Source organism: Pseudomonas sp. GM80, from assembly GCF_000282515.1.
Taxonomy (GTDB): Bacteria; Pseudomonadota; Gammaproteobacteria; order Pseudomonadales; family Pseudomonadaceae; genus Aquipseudomonas.
Genome location: NZ_AKJD01000086.1, coordinates 1 through 23,782, shown reverse-complemented (window position 1 = coordinate 23,782; position 23,782 = coordinate 1). Strand labels below are relative to the sequence as shown.

The 23,782-nt window shown below is 58.8% G+C and carries 16 protein-coding genes; 11 read left to right on the top strand and 5 right to left on the bottom strand.

The features are described 5' to 3' along the window. Nucleotides 1-155: 155 nt before the first annotated feature. The 6 genes from fadB (at nucleotide 156) to PMI37_RS15055 (ending at nucleotide 7,601) form a co-directional block, all read left to right on the top strand. A complete protein-coding gene (fadB, locus tag PMI37_RS15080; protein WP_008082214.1) occupies nucleotides 156-2,303 on the top strand; it encodes a fatty acid oxidation complex subunit alpha FadB in 2,148 nt (715 codons plus the stop codon). 32 nt (nucleotides 2,304-2,335) lie between these two features. Continuing rightward, entirely contained in the window at nucleotides 2,336-3,511 is a 1,176-nt protein-coding gene (fadA, locus tag PMI37_RS15075; RefSeq protein WP_008082213.1) for an acetyl-CoA C-acyltransferase FadA, read from the top strand. 99 nt (nucleotides 3,512-3,610) lie between these two features. After that, the gene (locus PMI37_RS15070) at nucleotides 3,611-3,847 is read left to right on the top strand and encodes a DUF1653 domain-containing protein (protein WP_007910467.1); all 237 of its coding nucleotides are present in this window, start codon (nucleotides 3,611-3,613) and stop codon (nucleotides 3,845-3,847) included. Between the two features lie 114 nt (nucleotides 3,848-3,961). Beyond that, nucleotides 3,962-6,592, top strand: coding sequence for a type I DNA topoisomerase (gene topA, locus PMI37_RS15065; protein ID WP_008082212.1), 2,631 nt, complete (start codon nucleotides 3,962-3,964; stop codon nucleotides 6,590-6,592). A gap of 144 nt (nucleotides 6,593-6,736) precedes the next feature. After that, nucleotides 6,737-7,261, top strand: a complete 525-nt coding sequence (locus tag PMI37_RS15060; RefSeq protein WP_008082205.1) for a DUF6586 family protein — start codon at nucleotides 6,737-6,739, stop codon at nucleotides 7,259-7,261. A 106-nt stretch (nucleotides 7,262-7,367) separates the two neighbouring features. After that, nucleotides 7,368-7,601 (top strand): hypothetical protein, encoded by a 234-nt coding sequence (locus PMI37_RS15055; RefSeq protein WP_008082203.1) that lies wholly within the window; start codon nucleotides 7,368-7,370, stop codon nucleotides 7,599-7,601. A 97-nt stretch (nucleotides 7,602-7,698) separates the two neighbouring features. Here PMI37_RS15055 and sulA read toward each other — a convergent pair whose 3' ends face one another. Both sulA and lexA read right to left on the bottom strand, forming a co-directional pair. Further along, nucleotides 7,699-8,172: an SOS-induced cell division inhibitor SulA gene (gene sulA, locus PMI37_RS15050; RefSeq protein WP_008082198.1), complete on the bottom strand. Its 474-nt coding sequence runs from the start codon at nucleotides 8,170-8,172 to the stop codon at nucleotides 7,699-7,701. Between the two features lie 10 nt (nucleotides 8,173-8,182). Next, nucleotides 8,183-8,791: a transcriptional repressor LexA gene (gene lexA, locus PMI37_RS15045; RefSeq protein WP_008082195.1), complete on the bottom strand. Its 609-nt coding sequence runs from the start codon at nucleotides 8,789-8,791 to the stop codon at nucleotides 8,183-8,185. Nucleotides 8,792-9,020: 229 nt separating this feature from the next. Here lexA and PMI37_RS15040 point away from each other — a divergent pair, with 229 nt between their 5' ends. From PMI37_RS15040 to PMI37_RS15025, 4 genes are all read left to right on the top strand, one after another. After that, nucleotides 9,021-9,728, top strand: a complete 708-nt coding sequence (locus PMI37_RS15040) for a TetR/AcrR family transcriptional regulator (RefSeq protein WP_007910473.1) — start codon at nucleotides 9,021-9,023, stop codon at nucleotides 9,726-9,728. Nucleotides 9,729-9,886: 158 nt separating this feature from the next. Beyond that, nucleotides 9,887-10,897 (top strand): beta-N-acetylhexosaminidase, encoded by a 1,011-nt coding sequence (gene nagZ / locus PMI37_RS15035; RefSeq protein ID WP_008082192.1) that lies wholly within the window; start codon nucleotides 9,887-9,889, stop codon nucleotides 10,895-10,897. Nucleotides 10,898-10,909: 12 nt separating this feature from the next. Then, nucleotides 10,910-11,647 carry an S-methyl-5'-thioinosine phosphorylase gene (locus PMI37_RS15030; RefSeq protein ID WP_008082191.1) on the top strand — a complete coding sequence of 246 codons (738 nt, stop codon included), beginning with the start codon at nucleotides 10,910-10,912 and terminating at the stop codon, nucleotides 11,645-11,647. A gap of 9 nt (nucleotides 11,648-11,656) precedes the next feature. After that, the gene (locus tag PMI37_RS15025) at nucleotides 11,657-14,950 is read left to right on the top strand and encodes a DEAD/DEAH box helicase (protein ID WP_008082189.1); all 3,294 of its coding nucleotides are present in this window, start codon (nucleotides 11,657-11,659) and stop codon (nucleotides 14,948-14,950) included. Nucleotides 14,951-15,098: 148 nt separating this feature from the next. Here PMI37_RS15025 and PMI37_RS15020 read toward each other — a convergent pair whose 3' ends face one another. The 3 genes from PMI37_RS15020 to mfd are packed head-to-tail and all read right to left on the bottom strand — an operon-like array spanning nucleotide 15,099 to nucleotide 21,827. Beyond that, nucleotides 15,099-17,789: a DEAD/DEAH box helicase gene (locus PMI37_RS15020; RefSeq protein WP_008082187.1), complete on the bottom strand. Its 2,691-nt coding sequence runs from the start codon at nucleotides 17,787-17,789 to the stop codon at nucleotides 15,099-15,101. An 11-nt stretch (nucleotides 17,790-17,800) separates the two neighbouring features. After that, nucleotides 17,801-18,367 carry a CsiV family protein gene (locus tag PMI37_RS15015; RefSeq protein WP_008082186.1) on the bottom strand — a complete coding sequence of 189 codons (567 nt, stop codon included), beginning with the start codon at nucleotides 18,365-18,367 and terminating at the stop codon, nucleotides 17,801-17,803. 10 nt (nucleotides 18,368-18,377) lie between these two features. After that, complete coding sequence (mfd, locus tag PMI37_RS15010) at nucleotides 18,378-21,827, bottom strand: transcription-repair coupling factor (RefSeq protein ID WP_008082185.1); 3,450 nt, start codon at nucleotides 21,825-21,827, stop codon at nucleotides 18,378-18,380. Between the two features lie 354 nt (nucleotides 21,828-22,181). Between mfd and PMI37_RS15005 the strand changes: the two genes are divergently transcribed. Beyond that, nucleotides 22,182-23,645 carry a glyceraldehyde-3-phosphate dehydrogenase gene (locus tag PMI37_RS15005; protein WP_008082184.1) on the top strand — a complete coding sequence of 488 codons (1,464 nt, stop codon included), beginning with the start codon at nucleotides 22,182-22,184 and terminating at the stop codon, nucleotides 23,643-23,645. Nucleotides 23,646-23,782: the final 137 nt, after the last annotated feature.

Sequence of the window (23,782 nt, the reverse complement as noted above, 5' to 3'; positions counted from 1 at the left end):
GTTTGTCTTACTGACCGCTCCTACAGAATCCCGACTATCGCGTTGGCGGGTGTGCCGGGTGGATTGGCGTCAGCATCGACGAAAAAGCGTCCTGCCGAGCCATTCGCCTGCGTCCGACGTGTACTGTTCAGCTTCCATATCGTGGAGATCAGTTGATGATTTACGAAGGTAAAGCCATCACGGTTAAAGCTCTTGAAAGTGGCATCGTCGAATTGAAATTCGACCTCAAGGGTGAGTCCGTCAACAAGTTCAACCGTCTAACCCTGAACGAACTGCGTCAGGCCGTAGACACCATCAAGGCAGATGCTTCGATCAAGGGCGTGATCGTCAGCAGTGGCAAGGACGTGTTTATCGTCGGCGCCGACATCACCGAATTTGTCGACAACTTCAAGCTGCCGGATGCCGAGCTGGTTGCTGGCAATCTCGAAGCCAACAAGATCTTCAGCGATTTCGAAGACCTCAACGTTCCGACCGTAGCGGCCATCAATGGCATCGCCCTGGGCGGCGGTCTGGAAATGTGCCTGGCGGCTGACTATCGCGTCATGTCCACCAAGGCCAAGATCGGTCTGCCGGAAGTCAAACTGGGCATCTACCCAGGCTTCGGCGGCACCGTGCGTCTGCCGCGCCTGATCGGTGCCGATAACGCCATCGAGTGGATTGCCTCCGGCAAGGAAAACCGTCCTGAAGACGCGCTGAAAGTCAGTGCCGTCGACGCTGTGGTTGCTCCAGAAAAACTGCAGGAAGCGGCACTTGAGCTGATCAAACGCGCCATCTCTGGCGAGTTCGATTACAAAGCCAAGCGTCAGCCGAAGCTGGATAAGCTCAAACTGAACGCCATTGAACAAATGATGGCTTTCGAAACCGCGAAAGGTTTCGTTGCCGGTCAGGCCGGCCCGAACTACCCGGCGCCGGTTGAAGCGATCAAGACCATCCAGAAAGCCGCGAACTTCGGTCGTGACAAGGCGCTGGAAGTCGAAGCCGCCGGTTTCGTCAAACTGGCCAAGACCTCTGCCGCGCAGAGCTTGATCGGTCTGTTCCTGAACGATCAGGAACTGAAGAAAAAGGCCAAGGCCTACGACGAAATCGCCAAAGACGTGAAGCAGGCTGCCGTACTCGGCGCCGGCATCATGGGTGGCGGTATCGCTTATCAGTCGGCCTCCAAAGGTACGCCGATCCTGATGAAGGACATCAACGAGCACGGTATCGAGCAGGGTCTGGCCGAAGCCGCCAAACTGCTGGTTGGCCGCGTTGATAAAGGTCGCATGACCGCTGCGAAAATGGCCGAAGTGCTCAACGCCATTCGTCCGACCCTGTCCTACGGCGACTTCGGTCACGTTGATCTGGTGGTCGAAGCTGTTGTCGAGAACCCGAAGGTCAAGCAAGCTGTGTTGGCCGAAGTCGAAGGTCAGGTCAAAGAGGACACCATCCTCGCGTCCAACACCTCGACCATTTCCATCAGCCTGTTGGCAAAAGCCCTCAAGCGTCCGGAAAACTTCGTCGGCATGCACTTCTTCAACCCGGTGCACATGATGCCGCTGGTGGAAGTGATCCGTGGCGAGAAGTCGAGTGAACTGGCTGTAGCTACCACCGTTGCCTACGCCAAGAAAATGGGCAAAAACCCGATCGTCGTCAACGACTGCCCGGGCTTCCTGGTCAACCGCGTTCTGTTCCCGTACTTCGGCGGTTTCGCCAAGCTGGTCAGCGCCGGTGTGGACTTTGTCCGTATCGACAAGGTCATGGAAAAATTCGGCTGGCCGATGGGCCCGGCGTACCTGATGGACGTGGTCGGTATCGACACCGGTCACCACGGTCGTGACGTGATGGCTGAAGGTTTCCCGGACCGCATGAAGGATGACCGTCGTTCGGCCATCGACGTGCTGTACGAAGCCAAGCGCCTGGGTCAGAAGAACGGCAAGGGCTTCTACGCCTACGAGGCCGACAAGAAAGGCAAGCAGAAGAAAGTCGCCGATCCGTCGGTGCTGGAAGTGCTCAAGCCGATCGTTTACGAGCAGCGCGAAGTCACTGACGAAGACATCATCAACTGGATGATGATCCCGCTGTGCCTGGAAACCGTGCGTTGCCTGGAAGACGGCATCGTTGAAACCGCCGCTGAAGCCGACATGGGTCTGGTCTACGGTATCGGTTTCCCTCCATTCCGTGGCGGTGCACTGCGCTACATCGATTCGATCGGTGTTGCCGAGTTCGTTGCCCTGGCTGACCAGTACGCTGATTTGGGCGCGCTGTACCACCCGACCGCGAAACTGCGTGAAATGGCCAAAACCGGCCAACGGTTCTTCGGTTAAGCGCCCCAACTTTTGAGCGAGAGTGAAATTTTATGAGCTTGAATCCAAGAGACGTCGTGATTGTCGACTTCGGTCGTACTCCGATGGGCCGCTCCAAGGGCGGCATGCACCGCAACACCCGTGCCGAAGACATGTCGGCACACCTGATCAGCAAATTGCTGGAACGCAACGTCAAGGTTGATCCGAACGAAGTCGAAGACGTGATCTGGGGCTGCGTCAACCAGACTCTGGAGCAGGGCTGGAACATCGCGCGCATGGCGTCGCTGATGACCCAGATCCCGCACACTGCTGCCGGTCAGACCGTCAGCCGTCTGTGTGGCTCCTCGATGAGCGCTTTGCACACTGCTGCGCAAGCGATCATGACCGGTAACGGTGACGTGTTCGTGGTTGGCGGCGTCGAGCATATGGGCCACGTGAGCATGATGCACGGTGTCGATCCGAACCCGCACATGTCGCTGTACGCGGCAAAAGCCTCGGGCATGATGGGTCTGACCGCTGAAATGCTCGGCAAAATGCACGGCATCACTCGCGAGCAGCAAGACGCTTTCGGCGTGCGTTCCCACCAGTTGGCTCACAAGGCCACCGTGGAAGGCAAGTTCAAAGACGAAATCATCCCGATGCAGGGCTACGACGAGAACGGTTTCCTGAAACTGTTCGACTACGACGAAACCATTCGTCCGGAAACTACCCTGGAAAGTCTGGCGGCCCTCAAGCCTGCCTTCAATCCAAAGGGCGGCACCGTGACTGCCGGTACTTCGTCGCAGATCACTGACGGTGCTTCGTGCATGATCGTGATGTCGGCACAGCGTGCGCAGGACCTGGGTATCCAGCCAATGGCGGTAATCCGTTCGATGGCAGTGGCGGGTGTGGATCCGGCAATCATGGGCTATGGTCCAGTTCCGGCGACACAAAAAGCGCTGAAGCGCGCGGGTCTTGGCATCAACGATATCGACTTCTTCGAGCTCAACGAAGCTTTCGCTGCACAGGCCCTGCCAGTGCTGAAAGATCTGAAAGTGCTCGACAAGATGAACGAGAAGGTTAACCTGCACGGCGGCGCGATCGCCCTGGGTCACCCGTTCGGTTGCTCCGGTGCCCGTATTTCCGGCACCTTGCTGAACGTGATGAAGCAGAATAGCGGCACCTTCGGGGTGGCCACTATGTGCATTGGTCTCGGCCAAGGCATCTCCACCGTCTTCGAACGCGTTTAAGCGTCTCGTTGATGGAAGCCGGGGCCAAGTGCCCCGGTTTTTGTTTTTGTGGATTTATTTTTGTTTTTATTTTGAAAAAATTTGAGTGAGGGCCAAAGCATGCCGATACAACCTGGGCTCTACCAACATTACAAAGGTCCGCAGTACCGTGTTTTCAGTGTCGCACGGCATTCGGAAACCGAAGAAGAAGTGGTCTTTTACCAAGCCCTGTATGGCGATTACGGCTTTTGGGTGCGCCCTTTGAGCATGTTTCTCGAGTCGGTTGAGGTTGACGGCGAGCAGGTGCCACGCTTTGCTTTGGTGCAAGCCGAACCGAGCCTTTTTTCCAAGGCATAAGGCGAGTGCGCACAGAATCCTGTGCTTGACCTCACCTTGTATCAACTATATATAGCGGTGCCGCGTCAGGCGCCAACCGCCTTTCACTTCTAGAATTCAGGAATTTTCTGATCCATGGGCAAATCGCTGGTCATTGTGGAATCCCCGGCTAAGGCCAAGACCATCAACAAGTATCTGGGTAACCAATACGTGGTGAAGTCGAGTATCGGCCATATTCGAGACCTGCCCACCAGCGGTTCGGCTAGCGCCAGCAAAGAGCCAGCCGCCAAGCGCGGCAAGGCAGCTGCGGGCGAAGGTCCGGTGCTCTCGCCGAAAGAGAAAGCGCGCAAGCAGCTGGTCTCGCGTATGGGTGTCGATCCCGATCATGGCTGGAAAGCCAAGTACGAGATCCTCCCGGGCAAAGAGAAGGTCATCGAAGAGCTGCGCCGGCTCGCCAAAGATGCTGACACCATCTATCTCGCAACCGACTTGGATCGCGAGGGGGAAGCCATTGCCTGGCACCTGCGCGAAGCCATCGGTGGTGACGACAGCCGCTACAAGCGCGTGGTGTTCAACGAAATCACCAAGAAGGCGATTCAGGAAGCGTTCTCCAAGCCGGGCGAGCTGGACATCGATCGTGTCAACGCTCAGCAGGCGCGTCGTTTCCTCGACCGCGTTGTCGGTTACATGGTCTCGCCGCTGCTGTGGGCGAAGATCGCCCGTGGCCTGTCCGCTGGCCGCGTGCAATCTGTAGCTGTGAAGCTGGTCGTAGAGCGTGAGCGCGAAATTCGAGCGTTCAACCCGGAAGAGTACTGGGAAGTGCATGCCGATCTCGGCACCACCAAAGGCTCGACCGTGCGATTCGAAGTGGCCCGCGAGAAAGGCGAAGCCTTCAAGCCACTGAACGAAGCTCAGGCTACGGCCGCGCTGGAGAAGCTCAAAGCTTCCAGCTACAGCATCGTCAAACGCGAAGACAAGCCAACCAGCAGCAAGCCGTCGGCGCCGTTCATCACGTCCACTTTGCAACAGGCTGCGAGCAACCGCCTGGGCTTTGGCGTGAAGAAAACCATGATGATGGCCCAGCGTTTGTACGAAGCTGGCTACATCACTTATATGCGTACCGACTCGACCAATCTCTCGGCCGATGCCGTGACGATGGCGCGTGCTTATATCGAAGACGAGTTCGGCAAGAAGTATCTGCCGGAAACGCCAAACGTCTACAGCAGCAAGGAAGGCGCACAAGAGGCTCACGAAGCGATTCGTCCGTCCGACGCCAACACCATTCCAAGCAAGCTGGCGGGCATGGAGCGTGATGCAGAGCGTCTCTATGAGCTGATCTGGCGCCAATTCCTCGCTTGCCAGATGCTGCCAGCCCAGTACCTGTCGACCACCGTCAGCGTCGGCGCTGGCGATTTCGAGCTGCGTGCCAAAGGCCGCATCCTCAAGTTCGACGGTTACACCCGCGTCATGCCGCAGATCGCCAAACCAGGCGATGACGACGTTCTGCCAGATATGGCGCAGGGCGACGTGATGAAGCTGATCAAGCTTGATCCGTCCCAGCACTTCACCAAGCCGCCGGCGCGTTACTCCGAAGCGAGCCTGGTGAAAGAAATGGAAAAACGTGGCATCGGTCGTCCTTCGACTTATGCGGCGATCATTTCGACCATTCAGGATCGCGGTTACGTGACCCTGCACAACCGTCGTTTCTACTCGGAAAAGATGGGCGACATCGTTACCGAGCGTCTGTCGGAGAGCTTCTCGAACCTCATGGACTATGGCTTCACCGCCGGCATGGAAGAGAACCTCGATGACGTTGCACAGGGCGAGCGCGACTGGAAAAGCGTGCTGGACGAATTCTACGGCGACTTCAAAAAGAAACTCGAAGTAGCCGAGAACCCGGACAACGGCATGCGTGCCAATCAGCCGGTGATGACCGATATTCCGTGTACCACCTGCGGTCGTCCGATGCAGATACGCACCGCATCGACTGGCGTGTTCCTCGGTTGCTCGGGCTACAGCCTGCCACCGAAAGAGCGCTGCAAGGCCACCGTCAATCTGGTACCGGGCGACGAAATCGCTGCGGACGACGAAGGTGAATCGGAATCGCTGGTGCTGCGCGGCAAGCATCGTTGCCCGATCTGCAGCACGGCGATGGACGCTTACCTGCTCGACGAGAAGCGCAAGCTTCACATCTGCGGTAACAACCCCGATTGCGCAGGCTACGAAATCGAAGAAGGCAGCTATCGCATCAAGGGCTACGAAGGTCCGAGCCTGGAATGCGACAAGTGCGGCAGCGAGATGCAACTCAAGACAGGCCGATTCGGCAAGTTCTTCGGTTGCACCAACCCTGAGTGCAAGAACACCCGCAAACTGCTGAAGAGCGGTGACGCGGCGCCGCCGAAGATGGATCCGGTGAAGATGCCTGAGCTGAAATGCGAAAAGGTCAACGACACCTACATCCTGCGCGACGGTGCCTCCGGTCTGTTCCTGGCGGCGAGTCAGTTCCCGAAAAACCGCGAGACTCGTGCTCCGCTGGTGATCGAGATTGTGCCGCACAAGGACGAAATCGATCCGAAGTACCACTTCCTCTGCGACGCTCCGAAGAAGGATCCTGATGGTCTGCCAGCGGTCATCCGCTACAGCCGCAAGACCAAGGAGCAATACGTGCAGACCGAAGTCGACGGCAAGCCTACCGGTTGGAAAGCTTACTACGACGGCGGCAAGTGGACCGTTGAAGACAAGCGCGCAAAAGCCAAGGCTGAGTAAGCGTTAGTCCGGCACTGAAAAGGCCGCATGCGAACCCTCGGGTTTTCATGCGGCCTTTTGGTTTTCTGCTTGCGGTGGGATCGGCTGATCCACGACACTGTCCGGCCTGTGTGAAGCAATTATTTCGTTGTGGAGAGCGCCGTCATGGCTCACGAACTCTATACCCGTACCAATCAGAAGATCTATTTCGCCGGCCTGTCGCTGGAAGCCCTGGCTCGTGCTGAAGAGGGGCGGGCGATGAATTCCCTGGCGCTGATTCAGGCCGGTCGTGAATCGGCGTTGTTTCACCTCTACGGCGCTCTGTTGGGGCTTTGCCATGAGATCGCGGGCTTCTATCGTCTGCCCCAAGCCAGCGCGCCCCGGGCTGAGGCGTTGCTGGCGCGCGAAGTGCTGGAGTCGATTGCGATTCCCGAGCTGGCCGAAATGATTGAACTGGCGGGTAACTCGGAAACCTGGCTGGCAAAACTGCTGGCTGCACATTCAGCGCTGTTTCAACCACCGCGGGTGCCGCACAAGGCCAAGGGCGATGTGACACAGCCACTGATTCAGGCGATTAATCTGGACGAGGAAGAGGCGCCAGATGAGCTGAGCCGAGAGGAGTTGGAGAGCTGGCGGCAGAACCTCAAAGGCCTGGCGCTGCGTTTTCGTGAGGGGCTGAACGAGTGCTGAGGATGATTGACACGGTGGCAATCTGAAACATGCTGCTGGTCAAGATCCCGAGCGAAGCCTGAATGATGTCTATATAATCCCTGCCTTTCGTGGAGAACAGACCTATATGCCAACGTCCTTTCTAGAAATTGTCGAGTTACCAGACGGCCGAATCGAACTGCGCAGGGCTGAGGACGAAGGTTCTTTGGTGACTCTGGATTTCTCCGAGGATGCCAAGACTTTCCTTCAAGGTCAGCATGTGGAAATCGCCAAGGCGATGTTGAGCGTCGGCGTGCAGATGGCAGGCCGGATGATCGAAGGTGAGTTTGATAAGGAAGAGGGGCCGCGGGTTCTTCACTGATCCCCGCCTGCATTTCGTTTTTATCGTTACCGCTTCAGATCGGCTTCTCTGTCCCTGGAGAAGCCCTGCGCTTCACACAGCGCACGTTACTCGTCAATCAACCCAATCGAATGTTCAGGCTCTGAGCGTCGCCCGTGCGTGCAGCGCTGATCAGCTGTTGCCGTGAACCTGCGTTCAGCGGGTTGAGCCAGGTCACCACCGTGTGGCTGCGGCCCAGGCGTAATGCCTCGCACGCCAGTTGTTGAGCGCTTTGAGTGCCGCGCGGGTGCAACAGCAAGATGCGCTCGCGGTTCAGGCCAGCATCGCGCAACCAGGTTTGAGTCAAGCTGGCCGGTGGCGCAATCAGCGTCAGCCAGCGAGCATCCTGGTCCTCGCTCAGTTCGCGAAGGATCGGGGCAAGCAGGTTCAGGCAGTTCCCCGCCGCACCACGCAGTGACAGCTCACTGAATACTTCAGGTTCGGCAGTCCACGGGCGCTCGACCACTTCTTTGAGGGTTGGCGCCATCGGTTGTGCCAGAAACGCTTCGAATAAAGGCAGTTGTGTTTGCTGAGGTGTGTGTGGGAACTGCATAGAGCCTCCTTTAGCGGCGGATAACGCCGACACTCAAGCCTTCGATCACCAGTTCCTGATCTTTCAGGTCGACTTCGATAGGGGCGAACTCAGGGTTTTCGGCCATCAGCCAGACCTTGCTGCCTTCGCGCTTGAAGCGTTTGACGGTCACTTCGTCGCCGATACGTGCAACGACAACCTGACCATTTCGCGCTTCGCGGGTGGTGTGGACGGCAAGAAGGTCGCCATCGAAAATGCCGATGTCCTTCATGCTCATGCCGTGCACGCGCAACAGGTAGTCGGCACGAGGGTGGAAGAAGGTTGGATTGATGTTGCAGGATTCTTCGATGTGCTGCTGGGCGAGAATCGGTGCACCGGCAGCCACACGGCCGATGATCGGCAGGGTGGAGTCATCAGCCTTGGCTTCAAAGCCAGGGATGCGAATGCCGCGAGAGGCACCTGGAGTCATCTCGATGGCACCCTTGCGAGCCAATGCCTTGAGGTGTTCTTCGGCCGCGTTCGGCGACTTGAAGCCCAGTTCCTGAGCGATTTCCGCGCGGGTCGGCGGGTAGCCGTTGTCTTCGAGGCAACGTTTGATAAAGGCCAGAATCTCGGCTTGGCGTGGCGTCAGCTTTAGCATATTGATCGCTCTGTCTTTTTATACAGTGACTGGGATTATATACAGTGAAGCGGTCTTGGCAATGCCCGTTTTTTTGCACGCCGCCAGACGGTCGGCAGGTGTGCTTATTAATGCGGCGGGCATGTGTGGTTAAATAGCTGACCGACCATTCCCAAAACGAACCGGCAGGCTTGACAACGCACAGGCTGAAACGTATGTTTCAAACAAGTGTTTGTCAGGCGGAGTAGCCATGGCCCAGTCGGAAACCGTTGAACGCATTCTTGATGCTGCCGAGCAGTTGTTCGCGGAGAAAGGTTTCGCTGAAACCTCATTGCGTTTGATCACCAGCAAGGCTGGCGTCAACCTGGCAGCAGTGAACTATCACTTCGGCTCGAAGAAAGCCCTTATTCAGGCAGTGTTCTCACGCTTCCTCGGGCCGTTCTGCATCAGCCTCGATAAAGAGCTGGAGCGCCGTCAGGCCAAGCCTGAAAACAAGCCGACCCTGGAAGAACTGCTGGAAATCCTCGTCGAGCAAGCGCTCGTGGTGCAGCCACGCAGCGGCAACGATCTGTCGATCTTCATGCGTCTGCTCGGCCTCGCGTTCAGCCAGAGTCAGGGCCACTTGCGCCGGTATCTGGAAGACATGTACGGCAAGGTGTTCCGTCGCTACATGCTGCTGGTCAACGAAGCAGCGCCACGGATTCCGCCGATCGAGTTGTTCTGGCGCGTGCACTTCATGCTCGGTGCTGCCGCGTTCAGCATGTCCGGCATCAAGGCATTGCGCGCGATTGCCGAGACCGATTTCGGCGTCAACACCTCCATCGAACAAGTCATGCGCCTGATGGTGCCGTTCCTCGCCGCAGGCATGCGCGCCGAAACCGGCGTTACTGACGCGGCGATGGCGACGGCGCAGTTGCGCCCGCGTAGCAAATCGACACCGGTTGCCGCCAAGGTTTAACCGTACACGGGTGGGCGCGGCAGCTTGTATCCGCTAAGCTAGCCGCCCATGCCGACTCTCGTTGTGAACCCGATCTCGATAGAAATTGCCGACCTGCCGAGCCTTGCTCACGGTAGCGATTTGCTGCGGATCGGGTTTTTCGTTTTCAAGGAATCTCTATGACTGCTGGCCTGCAAGGCTCGTTGATGGTGGACGTCGCCGGTACCTGGCTGACGGCTGAAGATCGCCAATTATTGCGTCAGCCCGAGGTGGGCGGCCTGATCATTTTCGCGCGCAATATCGAACATCCGCGTCAGGTGCGTGAACTCAGCGCGGCGATCCGCGCGATTCGCCCAGACCTGCTGCTGGCGGTGGATCAAGAGGGCGGTCGCGTGCAGCGCTTGCGCCAAGGCTTCGTACGCCTGCCGGCGATGCGCGCTATCGCCGACAACCCAAATGCCGAATACCTCGCCGAGCAGTGCGGCTGGATCATGGCCACTGAAGTGCTGGCGGTCGGTCTCGACCTGAGTTTCGCCCCGGTGCTTGACCTGGACTACCAGCGCAGCGCCGTGGTGGGCACCCGTTCATTTGAAGGTGATCCAGAGCGTGCCGCACTGCTCGCGGGAGCCTTTATCCGGGGCATGAACAGCGCCGGCATGGCCGCCACCGGCAAGCATTTCCCCGGTCACGGCTGGGCTGAAGCCGATTCGCACGTGGCGATCCCGAATGACGAGCGCAGCCTCGACGAGATCCGTGCCAACGACCTCGTGCCGTTCGCCAAACTCAGTAAACAACTGGCCGCGATCATGCCGGCGCACGTCATCTATCCGCAGGTTGATTCGCAGCCCGCCGGTTTCTCCCGGCGCTGGTTGCAGGACATCCTGCGCGGCGAATTGCAGTTCGATGGCGTGATCTTCAGCGATGACCTGTCGATGGCCGGCGCCCATGTGGTCGGCGACGCCGCCAGTCGCATCGAAGCTGCACTGACTGCCGGTTGCGACATGGGCCTGGTGTGCAACGACCGCGCCGCTGCCGAACTAGCCCTCAGCGCCGCGCAACGGATGAAGGTCAAGCCCTCCGCCCGAATTGCGCGCATGCGCGGTCAGGCCATTGCCAGCACCGAATATCGCCAGGATCCGCGCTGGCTCACCGCTATCGGCGCGCTCAAAGACGCTCAACTGATCGATTAAGGATTTTTCGCTATGACCGTTTACGCAATCATCGGTGGCACCGGCCTGACCCAGCTCGAAGGCTTGACCATTCGTCAATCGCTGGCGGTGGACACGCCCTACGGCGCGCCATCGGCCGACGTACAGATTGGCGAATACGCCGGCAAGGAAGTGCTGTTCCTCGCCCGTCACGGCCATCCGCATCGCTTCCCGCCGCACAAGGTCAACTACCGCGCCAACCTGTGGGCGCTGAAGCAAGCGGGTGCCGAAGCGATTATCGCAGTGAATGCCGTGGGCGGGATTCATCCTGCGATGGGCACCGGGCACTTTTGCGTGCCGCATCAGATCGTCGACTACACCAGCGGTCGCGAGCACAGCTTTTTCGCTGATGACCTGGAACACGTCACCCACATCGACTTCAGCTTCCCCTACAGCGAACCGCTGCGTCAGCAATTGATCGCCGCGGTGGCGGCTGAAGGCTGCGATTACAGCGATCAGGGCGTTTACGCCTGCACCCAAGGCCCGCGTCTGGAAACCGTGGCCGAGATCGTGCGTCTGGAGCGTGATGGCTGCGACATCGTCGGCATGACCGGCATGCCGGAAGCGGCATTGGCCCGCGAGCTGGATCTGGAATATGCCTGTCTGGCGCTGGTGGTGAACCCTGCGGCGGGCAAGACCACCGAAGTGATCACCATGGCCGAGATCGAGCAGGCGCTGCATGACGGCATGGGCAAGGTGAAGTCGACGTTGGCGCGGGTGTTGGCCAGCTAAGGGCCGCCAATGAGCATTTTCATCGAACAGCTCAAGTCATTGGCCTGGACTCAGGAATTCACTAGCACCGCGCTGGCCAAGGCTCGGGCTTATGCCGCCGAGGACCGGGTAGAGATCATCGAGATCGATGGCAGAAAGATCGAGGCGTTTTGCGTCGGTTCGCAAGATCAGGCGTATGAACAAATCATTTACCTGTCTGAAGATCGGCTAGGTTCCGTCTATTTGCGTTGCCTGTGCACCTGTCCTGTCGCTATCGACTGCAAGCATTGCGCTGCGGTGCTTTATCACCTGCAGGGCAGTGATCATAGTGCGTCTGAAAGTGATGCACAGATCCCGCTGGGTCGGGCGCTGGAACATTGGCTTTCGACAATTCCGGTGCCGGCCAAGCCCGCAGTAGAAGGCGCGCAAACCGCAGGCACGCGCCTGTTTTACAAGGTCAAGCCAACGTCAGTCAGCGGCAAGTGGCTGCTCGATATTTTCAAGGTCTCCCAGCTCAAGAGCGGCGAGTTACGCGAAGTCAAACCGATGTATTCGCTGGCGGAAATGCTCATGCGTCAACCCGGCTACCTGTCCGAGCTGGATCTGCGCGTCGCCAGGCTGCTGGTTGCCATGCACTCTCACCACGCCTATTACAGCGGCTATCCGCTGGAAGGCAGCAGCGGCGCCGAACTGCTGGAAATGCTCCTGCGCACCTCGCGGCTGTTCCTCGATTTCGAGGATCTGCGACCGTTGGTGCCGGGCGCGAAGCGCATCGGTCAGTTCGCCTGGGCCGAGCAGGCCGACGGCGGTTTCCGCGCGCAGTGGAGCAGTGCCGAGGCTGCGCAGGAAACTGTGCTGGCGCTGGAGCCGCTTTATTACCTGGATCGTGAACAGCGGCAGATTGGCCCTCTGTTCAATGAGCTGGAAGAAAAACTGGCCAGCCATTTGACTCTGGCGCCGGACATTCCGGCGCGTCAGGCCATGCAGTTCAGCCATCGCATGAGCGCCGCGACGAGAATCCCGCCGCCACACCAACTGACCGAACGAATCATCGACGACGTACTACCGCAGCCACAACTGACTCTCGTCAGCGGTCGGGAGCGCTCGCGCTGGGAATACGTTCTGGAGCACCGCGCTGCCCTGGTGTTTACCTACAACGGCCAGCCGACGGTGGATCGCAACCCGGAAGTAATGATCCTCAACGGTACCGAAACCCAGCGCATTCAACGCCAGCCTGCGATGGAAAAGAAACTGCGCCAGATCCTGCAAAAGCTCGGTTTCAAAAAAGCCACGCGCAAGAGCTCGCTGGATCGTCCCGGCGAGATGTTCACGTTGCCGGATGATTCCGCCTGGCTCGGGTTTATGCACGAAGGGCTTGCCACGTTGCGCGCCTCGAACTGGGAAGTGGAGATGAGTCCCGGCTTTCATTTCAATGTGCAACCGGTTGAGCATTGGTACGCCGAGGTCGAAGAAGAGGCTGGGCATCAGTGGTTTGACTTGCAGTTGGGTATCGTCGTCAATGGCCAGCGATATAGTTTGCTACCAATCCTTCTGCACTTGTTGCGCACCCAGCCGCGCTTGCTTGACCCGGTCAATCTGGCACAACGCAGCGATGACGAAAAACTCCTGATCGAACTGAAACCCAGCGGTTTTGGTGACTCTTCGGGCGCCAAGGTCGCGCTGCCGCTGAGTCGGGTCAAGCCGCTGATGGCCACGCTGGGCGAGTTGTACTTGGGCGGTCATCAGGGCGATGCACTGCGCTTGAGTGTCCCGGACGCCGCGCGCTTGAGTATGCTCGATGGCGTGCCGCTGGATTGGCAGGGGGGCGAGCGGCTGCGCACCTTCGCCAAGCGATTGCAGAATTCCAGTCACACCCACGTCGTTGCGCCGGCCGGTCTTAACGCGCAATTGCGCCCGTATCAGCTCGAAGGCCTGAACTGGATGCAGACCCTGCGCGAGCTTGAGGTCGGCGGCATTCTGGGCGATGACATGGGGCTGGGCAAAACCCTGCAAACCCTGGCGCATCTGCTTACGGAAAAACACGCCGGTCGCCTTGATTGCCCGGCTCTTGCGGTGATGCCGACCAGCCTGATTCCCAACTGGCTCGACGAGGCCGAGCGTTTCACCCCGCAGTTGAGAGTATTAGCGCTGCACGGCACTGGGCGGCAAAAGGATTTCGCTAATCTGGCCGAGTACGATCTGGTGCTGACCACTTACGCGTTGCTGCCGAGGGATCTCGAGGTTCTGCAGCCGCAGCTGTGGAGCGTGCTGATTCTCGACGAAGCGCAGAACATCAAAAATCCGATCAGCAAAGCGGCGCAAGCCGCGCGTGATCTGCAAGCCCGCCAGCGCTTGTGCCTGAGCGGCACGCCATTGGAAAACCACTTGGGCGAGCTGTGGTCGCAGTTTCATTTCCTCATGCCCGGTTGGCTTGGCGACAGCAAATCCTTCAATCGCGATTACCGCACGCCAATCGAAAAGCACGGCAATGTTCAGCGCATGCAGCACCTGACAGCGCGCATCAAACCCTTTTTACTGCGCCGCAAAAAGGATCAGGTCGCCACCGAACTGCCGCCGAAAACCGAAATCGTGCATTGGGTCGATCTCAGCGACGGCCAGCGCGATGTCTATGAAACCGTTCGCGTGGCGATGGACAAAAAAGTCCGTGACGAAATTGCCCGCAGTGGCGTGGCGCGCAGTCAGATCATCATTCTCGATGCCTTGCTCAAACTGCGGCAGGTTTGTTGCGACTTGCGTCTGATCAAGATGCCGCTGACGGCGAAGGCACTGCGCTCCGGCAGTGGCAAACTGGTCAGTTTGATGGAGATGCTCGAAGAGCTGCTCGGCGAAGGTCGCAGGATCCTGCTGTTCTCGCAGTTCACCTCGATGCTGGCCTTGATCGAGGAAGAACTGCAGCAACGTGACATTGCCTATTCGCTGCTGACCGGTGAAACCACGGATCGGCGCACGCCGGTGAAGGATTTTCAGGGCGGCAAGGTGCCGTTGTTTCTGATCAGTCTCAAGGCCGGGGGTACTGGTTTGAATCTGACCGCAGCGGACACGGTGATCCACTTCGACCCTTGGTGGAACCCCGCAGTGGAGAATCAGGCGACGGATCGTGCGTATCGAATCGGGCAAAACAATCCGGTGTTCGTTTACAAGCTGATCGCTCGCGGCACGGTAGAGGAGAAAATCCAGGCGTTGCAGCAGGAGAAAGCAGCGTTGGCCGGTGCGGTGCTTGAAGGTGGGACGACGGGTGGCTGGAAGCTGGAGCAGAGTGACATCGAAGCGCTGTTTGCGCCGTTGCCTGTTGCCAAGGGCTGAGCCCTAAGTAATAGAGCAATGTCTGATGGCCCCATCGCTGGCAAGCCAGCTCCCACAGCGTTGTGAGTCGTACACAAAACTGTGTTCCAACTCGATACCTGTGGGAGCTGGCTTGCCAGCGATGGCTATCTAACAGACAAAAAAGGTCTCAACGCTTCTCGAGCTTGTCCGGCAACGGCGCAAACAGCGCTTCAATATCATCACTCTGCAACTTCCAGTCCCCAGCCTTGCGCCCATCCAGCACGCCCGCCGCCAGGTCGGATTTTTCCTTTTGCAGGTGCTGAATCTTCTCTTCTACCGTGCCTCGGGCAATCATTTTGTAAACGAATACCGGCTTCTCCTGACCAATCCGGTACGCCCGATCCGTCGCCTGATTCTCGGTCGCCGGGTTCCACCACGGGTCGTAGTGAATCACCGTGTCCGCTTCCGTCAGGTTCAAGCCAACACCGCCGGCCTTCAAGCTGATCAGAAAGATCTGACGCTTGCCGCTCTGGAATTCCTTCACCGGTGTACGCCGATCGCGGGTCTGGCCGGTCAACAACGCGTAGGAAACGTTACGTTTTTTCAGCTCGTCTTCGATCAATGACAGCATCGAGGTGAATTGCGAGAACAGCAGAATCCGCCGTCCTTCCTCGAACAACTCCTCAAGCATCTCCATCAAGCTGTCGAGCTTGCCGGACGTGCTGCCGCGAGCGGGCAGGGTGGCGTCGTTGACCAGGCGCAAATCACAGCAAACCTGACGCAGCTTCAACAGCGCCTCAAGAATGATGATCTGACTGCGCGCCACGCCTTTGCGGGTGATTTCGTCGCGGACTTTCTTGTCCATCGCCAAACGCATGGTTTCGTACACATCGCGCTGCGCTTCGTTGAGATCGACCCAATGGATGATCTCGGTTTTCGGCGGCAGCTCGGTGGCGACCTGCTCTTTGGTGCGGCGCAGCAGGAACGGTTTTATCCTACCGTTGAGGTGCTGAAGTCTGACTTCACTGCCGCGCTTTTCAATCGGCACACGGTAATCGGCGTTGAAGCTTTTCACGTCGCCGAGCCAGCCCGGCAGCAGGAAGTGAAACAGCGACCACAGCTCACCGAGGTGGTTTTCCAGGGGCGTACCGCTGAGGCACAGGCGCTGACGTGCATTAAGCTCGCGCGCGGCTTGAGCGGCTTTGCTGTTCGGATTTTTGATGTACTGCGCCTCATCCAGCACCAGTACATGCAGCGGCTGCTTGGCCAAACGTTCGACGTCTTTGGGCAGCAGCGCGTAGGTGGTGAGGATCAGGTCGAAATCGGCCAGATTATCGAAATGCTTTTTACGAGTGGCGCCGTACAGCGCGACCACTTTCAGCTGCGGCGTGAAGTGTGCCGCCTCATCCAGCCAGTTCGGAATCAGACTGGTCGGCATCACCACCATGCACGGGCGATCGAGGCGCCCGGCGATTTTCTCACTGAGAATATGCGCCAGGGTCTGTAGGGTTTTACCCAAACCCATGTCATCCGCAAGAATCCCGCCGACTTCCAGTTGCCGCAGCGATTGCATCCAGCTCAGGCCTTCGAGCTGATAAGGGCGCAGCGTCGCGTTCAGTCCTTCCGGTGCTTCAGCGCTGAAGTCACGAATGTCGCGCAAGCGTTGGGCGAACGTGCGGATCTGCTCGCCGCCCTCCCACAGCAGCGGCAGGCCTTCCAGCGAGTTGAGGCGTGTGGCGTCGGCCTTGCTCAGGCGCAGGGTGGTTTCGCCCGGCTCCTGCAAATAGAACTCACCGAGCGTCATCAATACCGGCTTCAACCGGCCCAGCGGCAATGCCACCTGCAGCGGCCCGTGCTCGATATTGCGTTGCGGCACGTTGACCAGAATCAGCTCGTCATCGCGACGGCGCGCAAGGCGTTCCGGGTTGAGAATTTCCGCGTGCGAGCGCATCAGATTGAGCAGGATCGGCAGCAGGCTCAGACGTTCACCATTGACGATGATCCCCAGTTCCAGATCGAACCAGTCACGCTCCGGCGCCTGCTCGACCGTGGCGTACCAGTCATCCACGGCTGTCAGATCAAAGCCGAACTCTTCGTCGATCTGCAATTCCCAGCCTTGTGTGCGCAGCTTCGGCAGGTCATTGAGGGTGAACGTCAGCCAGGCGCTGTCATTGACCATCTCGTACAGCTCGCCCGCGCTCTCCGGCAGCGCTTTGCTCTGCCGCGTGGCGATACGAAAGCCGAGGATTCTTAACTGTTCGCGGTAGGACTGTTCGACTTCCGGGTGGCGTTTTATCCGCAGCGTCTGGGTTTCCTGACGGATCAGGATGTCGCTGTTCTTCTGCCCGCTGACGTACTCATCCAGATAGCTGAACGACAACGCCGCGCGGTGCTGAATATAACGCTGCATCTTGCCGTTGCGCGGTTCGAAAGCGCTGAACTCGACGCTGGCCAGCCACAGACGCGGCATTGGTTGCACATTATCGACCAGCACTTGCGGTGGTGCTTTCGGGCCACGGTTTTCCAGCACGGCTTGAAGTTTTTCCAAAAGCTCGGCGTCTTGGGCGGCGGCGGGGTAATCGAGGGTTTCCTGCACTTTCAGCAGTACCGCTGCGCAATGTTTGCAGTTGCTGCGGACCGGGCAGGTGCAGCCGGCATCGACCAGCAGCAAAGTGCCTTTGGCTGACTCGCGAAGATGAATCGTCTGACGGTAAACGTTACCGCCAGAGCCTTCGCAACTGGCGGTGATCGTTGCATCGCCGACCTGGGCGATGCGTACCCGGTTTTCCAGGGCGTAGCGGCGGCCACGCTCCAGGCTCTGTTCCTTGAATCGGCTGACCCAGGAGGGCGCCAACGGTTTACTCAGCGGCGGGTTCATAAGGACTTCGATCAGTCCGGAATCGCTTCAGGCGCTTCCCGTGGCGCAGGTGCGGTCAGGGAAGTGATCTTGATCAGCAGCGCCAGATGGCCGTTGTCGAGATAGTTGAGTTGGCCGTTCTTGGTGTGGCTGTCCTGTTTCAGGCGTTCACTGGCGGTGACCAGGCCGTTGCTGTCGATCTGATTGACCCAGAAATCGGCCGCGACGTCGGTGAAACGCCCGAGCTTCATCTCCAGCGTGCCCTCGATCGGGAACTGGCCGTACTGCTCCTGACCGTCGCTGACCGCGACTTTCGCTGGCGCTTCACCGAGGGTTTGCTGCCAGGCTTTGTGCATCAGCACGCTGTAGTCGCCGCTGGCGGTGAGTTTTGTGACAACGTCATTCAACGCCGGCGTGCGCTGGCTGCCTTCGGCCAGGCGCTGGGCGCCAGCGGCCCAGTCTTCCGGCGCGGCACGGCTGACGATGGCCGGCACGGCGTTCTGCCGGACCAGAATCATTTCGACCTGATACAGGTCATCGGCGAAAACCGAAGGTGCTACCAGGGTGAGTAGCAAAGTCAGCGAGCGAAACAGGCGCATGCGGCGTCCTTTAAACAGATTTCGGGAGGAGGCGCTCAAACAGCGCCTCTACAGTATTAAAGCGCTCTTCCGGGCGTTCCATCGGCACCTGGAACTTGAACATCGTGGCGCCTTCGAATTTGTAGCGTTTCGGCTGGCTCTGGATCAGTTTGATCAACGTCATCGGATCGACCGGCGTCTGCGCTTCGAACTCGATGCGCCCACCTTGCGGGCCGCCATCGACCTTTTTGATGCCCAACTGCTCAGCCTGCAACTTCAAGGCTGTGATGCGCACCAGATTTTTCGTCGGTTCCGGCAGCAGTCCAAAGCGGTCGATCATCTCGACTTGCAGGTCCTTCAGGCCTTCCTCGTCGGTCGCCGAAGCAATGCGCTTGTACAGAATCAGACGGGCGTGAACGTCCGGCAGATAATCTTCCGGAATCAGCGCCGGCACGCGCAGATTGACCTCCGGGCCACCGCCGAGCGGTTGATCGAGGTTCGGTTGCTCGCCCTTGCGGATCGACTTCACCGCGCGTTCGAGCATCTCCATGTACAGCGTGAAACCCACGGCCTGAATCTGCCCGCTCTGGCCATCGCCGAGCAGTTCGCCGGCACCACGGATTTCCAGGTCGTTGGTGGCCAGTACGAAACCGGCGCCGAGATCCTGAGTGTTGGCGATCGCCTCCAGACGCTTTTCCGCGTCCGAAGTGATTTGCTGGCGCGGCGGCGTCAGCAAGTAGGCATACGCCTGGTGGTGACTGCGACCGACACGACCACGCAACTGGTGCAGTTGCGCCAGGCCGAATTTGTCAGCGCGCTCGATGATAATGGTGTTGGCGCTCGGTACGTCGATGCCGGTCTCGATGATGGTCGAAGCGATCAGCACGTTGAAACGCTTGTGATAAAAGTCGCTCATCACCTGTTCGAGTTCGCGCTCGCGCATCTGCCCGTGACCGATGCCGATACGTGCTTCCGGCACCAGTTCGGCGAGGTCGGCGGCGCATTTCTCGATGGTTTTCACATCGTTGTGCAAGTAGTAAACCTGACCGCCGCGCAGCAGTTCGCGGAGCAGGGCCTCTTTGACCGTGCTCTTGTTCTGCTCCATGACGAAGGTGCGCACCGACAGGCGTCGCGCCGGCGGTGTGGCGATGATCGACAAATCGCGCATGCCCGACACTGCCATGTTCAGCGTGCGCGGAATCGGCGTGGCGGTCAGCGTGAGGATGTCGACTTCGCTGCGCAGGGCCTTGAGCTGTTCTTTCTGGCGCACACCGAAGCGGTGTTCTTCGTCGATGATCACCAGCCCGAGATTTTTGATTTTCACGTCATCGGACAGCAGTTTGTGCGTGCCGATGACGATGTCGATCTTGCCTTCCGCCAGATCGGCGATCGCTGCGTTCACTTCTTTGGCCGATTTGAAGCGGCTCATCACTTCCACGCTCACCGGCCAGTCGGCGAAGCGGTCGCGGAAGCTGTTGTAGTGTTGCTGGGCGAGCAGGGTGGTCGGCACCAGAATCGCAACCTGGCGGCCACCGTGGACGGCGATGAACGCCGCGCGCATGGCCACTTCGGTCTTGCCGAAACCGACGTCGCCGCAGACCAGGCGATCCATCGGTTTCGGCGCGAGCATGTCGGCGCGCACGGCTTCGATGGTGGTTTGTTGATCCGGGGTTTCTTCGAACGGGAAACCGGCGCTGAATGTCGCGTAATCGGCTTTCGGGTCGGCGAACGCATAACCTTCGCGAGCGGCGCGGCGGGCGTAGATGTCGAGCAATTCAGCAGCGACGTCACGCACTTGTTCGGCGGCTTTGCGCTTGGCTTTCTGCCAGGTCTCGGAGCCGAGGCGGTGCAGCGGGGCCAGCGAATCGTCGCTGCCGGTGTAGCGCGCGATCAGATGTAGGTTGGCCACCGGCACGTAGAGCTTGGCGTTTTCGGCGTACTCGAGGGTAAGGAATTCGGCGGCCTGATCGTCGATTTCCAGAATGGTCAGGCCGAGATAGCGACCGACGCCGTGATCGATGTGCACCACCGGCGCGCCTTCGCGCAACTCGGTAAGGTTCTTGATCACTGCATCATTGTTGCCGTCGGCACGTTTCTCGCGGCGACGACGCTGCATGACACGTTGGCCGAACAGCGGACTTTCAGCGACCAGCGCCAGCGCCGGATCGTCGAGCATCAGGCCTTCGTCGAGCGGGGCAATGGTGATCGCCAGACGATCCTTGCTCGCGACGAAGTCCGGCCAGCTGTCGACGGTTTTCGGCCGCAGCTTCAGACGTTCGAGCAACTCCAGCAGCACTTCGCGACGGCCCGCGGATTCAGCAGTGAACAGCACGCGCCCGGGGAATTCATCGAGGAAGCCAGCCAGCGCTGCCAGCGGTTGCGTGGCTTTTGCTTCGATTGCCAGATTCGGCAAGGCTTGCGCCGGGAAGCGCTCGCGACCGGCGCCGGTCTCGACGTCTTGCTGACTGGCAACCACTCGCGGCCAGCTCTTCAGGCGGGCGAAGCAGTCTTCCACCGGCAGGAACAATTCGGCGGGTGGCAATAAAGGACGCGATGGATCGACGCGGCGCTCTTCATAACGATTGCGCACGTCGTTCCAGAAATTCTCCGCCGCTTGCTCGATGCCCGGCAGCGAGAACACTTGCGTGTCTTGCGGCAGGTAATCGAACAGGGTCGAGGTTTCGTCGAAGAACAGCGGCAGGTAGTACTCGATACCGGCCGGAGTAATCCCGCTGCTCAGATCCTGAAAGATCGGGCAGCGCCGGAAGTCGACGTCGAAACGCTCGCGAAAGCGCGCCTTGAAGCGGGTGACCGCGTCTTTCTGCAACGGGAATTCACGCGCCGGCAGCAGCTTGACCGAGTCGACCTTGTCGATGGAGCGCTGGTTTTCCGGGTCGAAAGTGCGCAGGGTTTCGATTTCGTCATCGAACAGGTCGATGCGATAGGGCAACTTGCTGCCCATCGGGAACAGGTCGATCAGCGCGCCGCGTACGGTGAATTCGCCGTGCTCATACACCGTGTCGACGTAGCGATAGCCGCTGGCTTCGAGGCGCGAGCGCATCTGTTCAACGTCGAGCTTCTGCCCGACATCCAGCACCAGGCTGCTGCCGAGCAGGAATTTGGTCGGCGCCAGACGATGCAGGGCCGTGGTGATCGGCACCACCAGCACGCCATGTTCCAGTTCCGGCAGCCTATACAGGCTGGCGATGCGCTGGGAAATGATGTCCTGATGCGGCGAGAACAGGTCGTAGGGCAGGGTTTCCCAGTCGGGGAAATGCAGAACGGGCAAATCCGGGGCGAAGAAACTCAGCTCCTGTTCCAGTCGTTCAGCACTCTGGCTGTCGGCGGTCAGTAGCAGGGTGAAGCGCTTGGCAGCGCTGGCAGCCTCGGCAATCGCCAGACTGAGGGCAGCGCCGGGCAAATTGCCCCAATGCTGTTTACCTGCCTCGGCAGGGAGTTGCGGTAGACGCAGAACGGGCACGGAAGGTTGAGCTCCAGGCTTTGCGACAAAGTCGGTAATTGTAGCGGCGTCGGGTGTCGCCTGTCAGTTGCAGACTACGTCTATCTTCACTGTTTTGGCGAAATGTAGTGGTAACCATAAAAACGAGCACTTTTTTAGTGGTTATGTAGTGCCGAAATTGGCTCGTGTTACGGAGGGTTACAGACATCGTCTAACAGTCGACGAAAAATTGACAGCGCTGGAAGCCGCGTATTTACTGGGCTGGCGCGAGGCGTGATTTTTTTGAAAGGAATTTTGTTACCGATTTCGCGACAAGCGCGCATTGCTGAATGAGGTTGTGGGCGGCATAATGTAGCCCCTTTTTTCTGCCCCTACATGTGGAAGGTTACCGTGACTCAGAAGCCCGACCAGTGTCTTGGTGAATGGATCGACCGTGAAGCACTCGCAGAAGCGATGATCCCGCTTATCGGTCAGCTCTACCGCAATAACAACGTGGTGAGCTCGATCTATGGCCGCAGCCTGATCAACCAGTCTGTCATCGCGATTCTCAAAGCTCACCGCTTTGCGCGCCACCGTTCTTCCGACGACAGCGAACTCTCCGTCCACGAAACATTCCCACTGCTCAAAGCCATGAGCGAGCTCAAGCTCGGCGCGGCTTCGGTAGATCTGGGCAAGTTGGCGTTCAAATTCCGCAACGAAGGCAATGGCCGCAGCGCCGAGCAATTCGTTCGTGAAGAAATGGCTGATGTGGTTGGCCAGCAAAACGCTTCCGCACGTAAAGGCACCGACGTTGTGCTGTACGGCTTCGGTCGTATCGGCCGTCTGCTGGCGCGCATCCTGATCGAGAAAACCGGTGGTGGCGACGGTCTGCGTCTGCGTGCCATCGTCGTGCGCAAAGGCGCCGACAACGACCTGACCAAACGCGCCAGCCTGCTGCGTCGCGATTCGGTACATGGTTCGTTCAACGGCACCATCACCATCGACGAAGAAAACAACACCATCACCGCCAACGGTAACCTGATCCAGGTGATCTACGCGAAGAACCCGACTGAAGTGGATTACACCCAGTACGGCATCAAAGACGCGCTGCTGGTGGACAACACCGGTGTATGGCGTGACGCTGATGGCCTGGGCCAGCACTTGCAGTGCCCGGGTATCGACCGCGTTGTTCTGACTGCGCCAGGCAAAGGCAAGCTGAAGAACATCGTTCACGGCATCAACCACGGTGAAATCACCGCTGATGACAAGATCGTCTCCGCTGCTTCCTGCACCACCAACGCCATCGTGCCGGTGCTGAAAGCTGTGAATGACAAGTTCGGCATCATCAACGGTCACGTCGAAACCGTTCACTCGTACACCAACGACCAGAACCTGATCGACAACTTCCACAAAGGCGATCGCCGTGGTCGTAGCGCCGCGCTGAACATGGTTATCACCGAGACCGGTGCTGCCACCGCTGCTGCCAAGGCCCTGCCTGAGCTGGCCGGCAAGCTGACCGGTAACGCGATCCGTGTTCCAACGCCGAACGTGTCGATGGCCATTCTCAACCTCAACCTTGAGAAAGCCGCTACTCGTGAAGAGATGAACGAGTACCTGCGCTACATGGCGCTGCACTCCGATCTGCACAAGCAAATCGACTTCGTTAACTCGCAGGAAGTGGTTTCGACTGACTTCGTGGGTTCGCGCCACGCTGGTGTGGTCGACGCTGAAGCGACCATCGTTCAGGACAACCGCGTTGTTCTGTACGTCTGGTACGACAACGAGTTCGGTTACAGCTGCCAGGTGATCCGCGTGATGGAAGACATGGCTGATGTGAATCCGCCAGCGTTCCCGCGCTAAGCGATAGCTGCACATGAAAACGCCCCGACTTTGGTCGGGGCGTTTTTGTTTGGGGGAAGATCAAAAGATCGCATTGATTCTGTAGGAGCTGCCGAAGGCTGCGATCTTTGCTTTATGCCCTCATCGCTGGCAAGCCA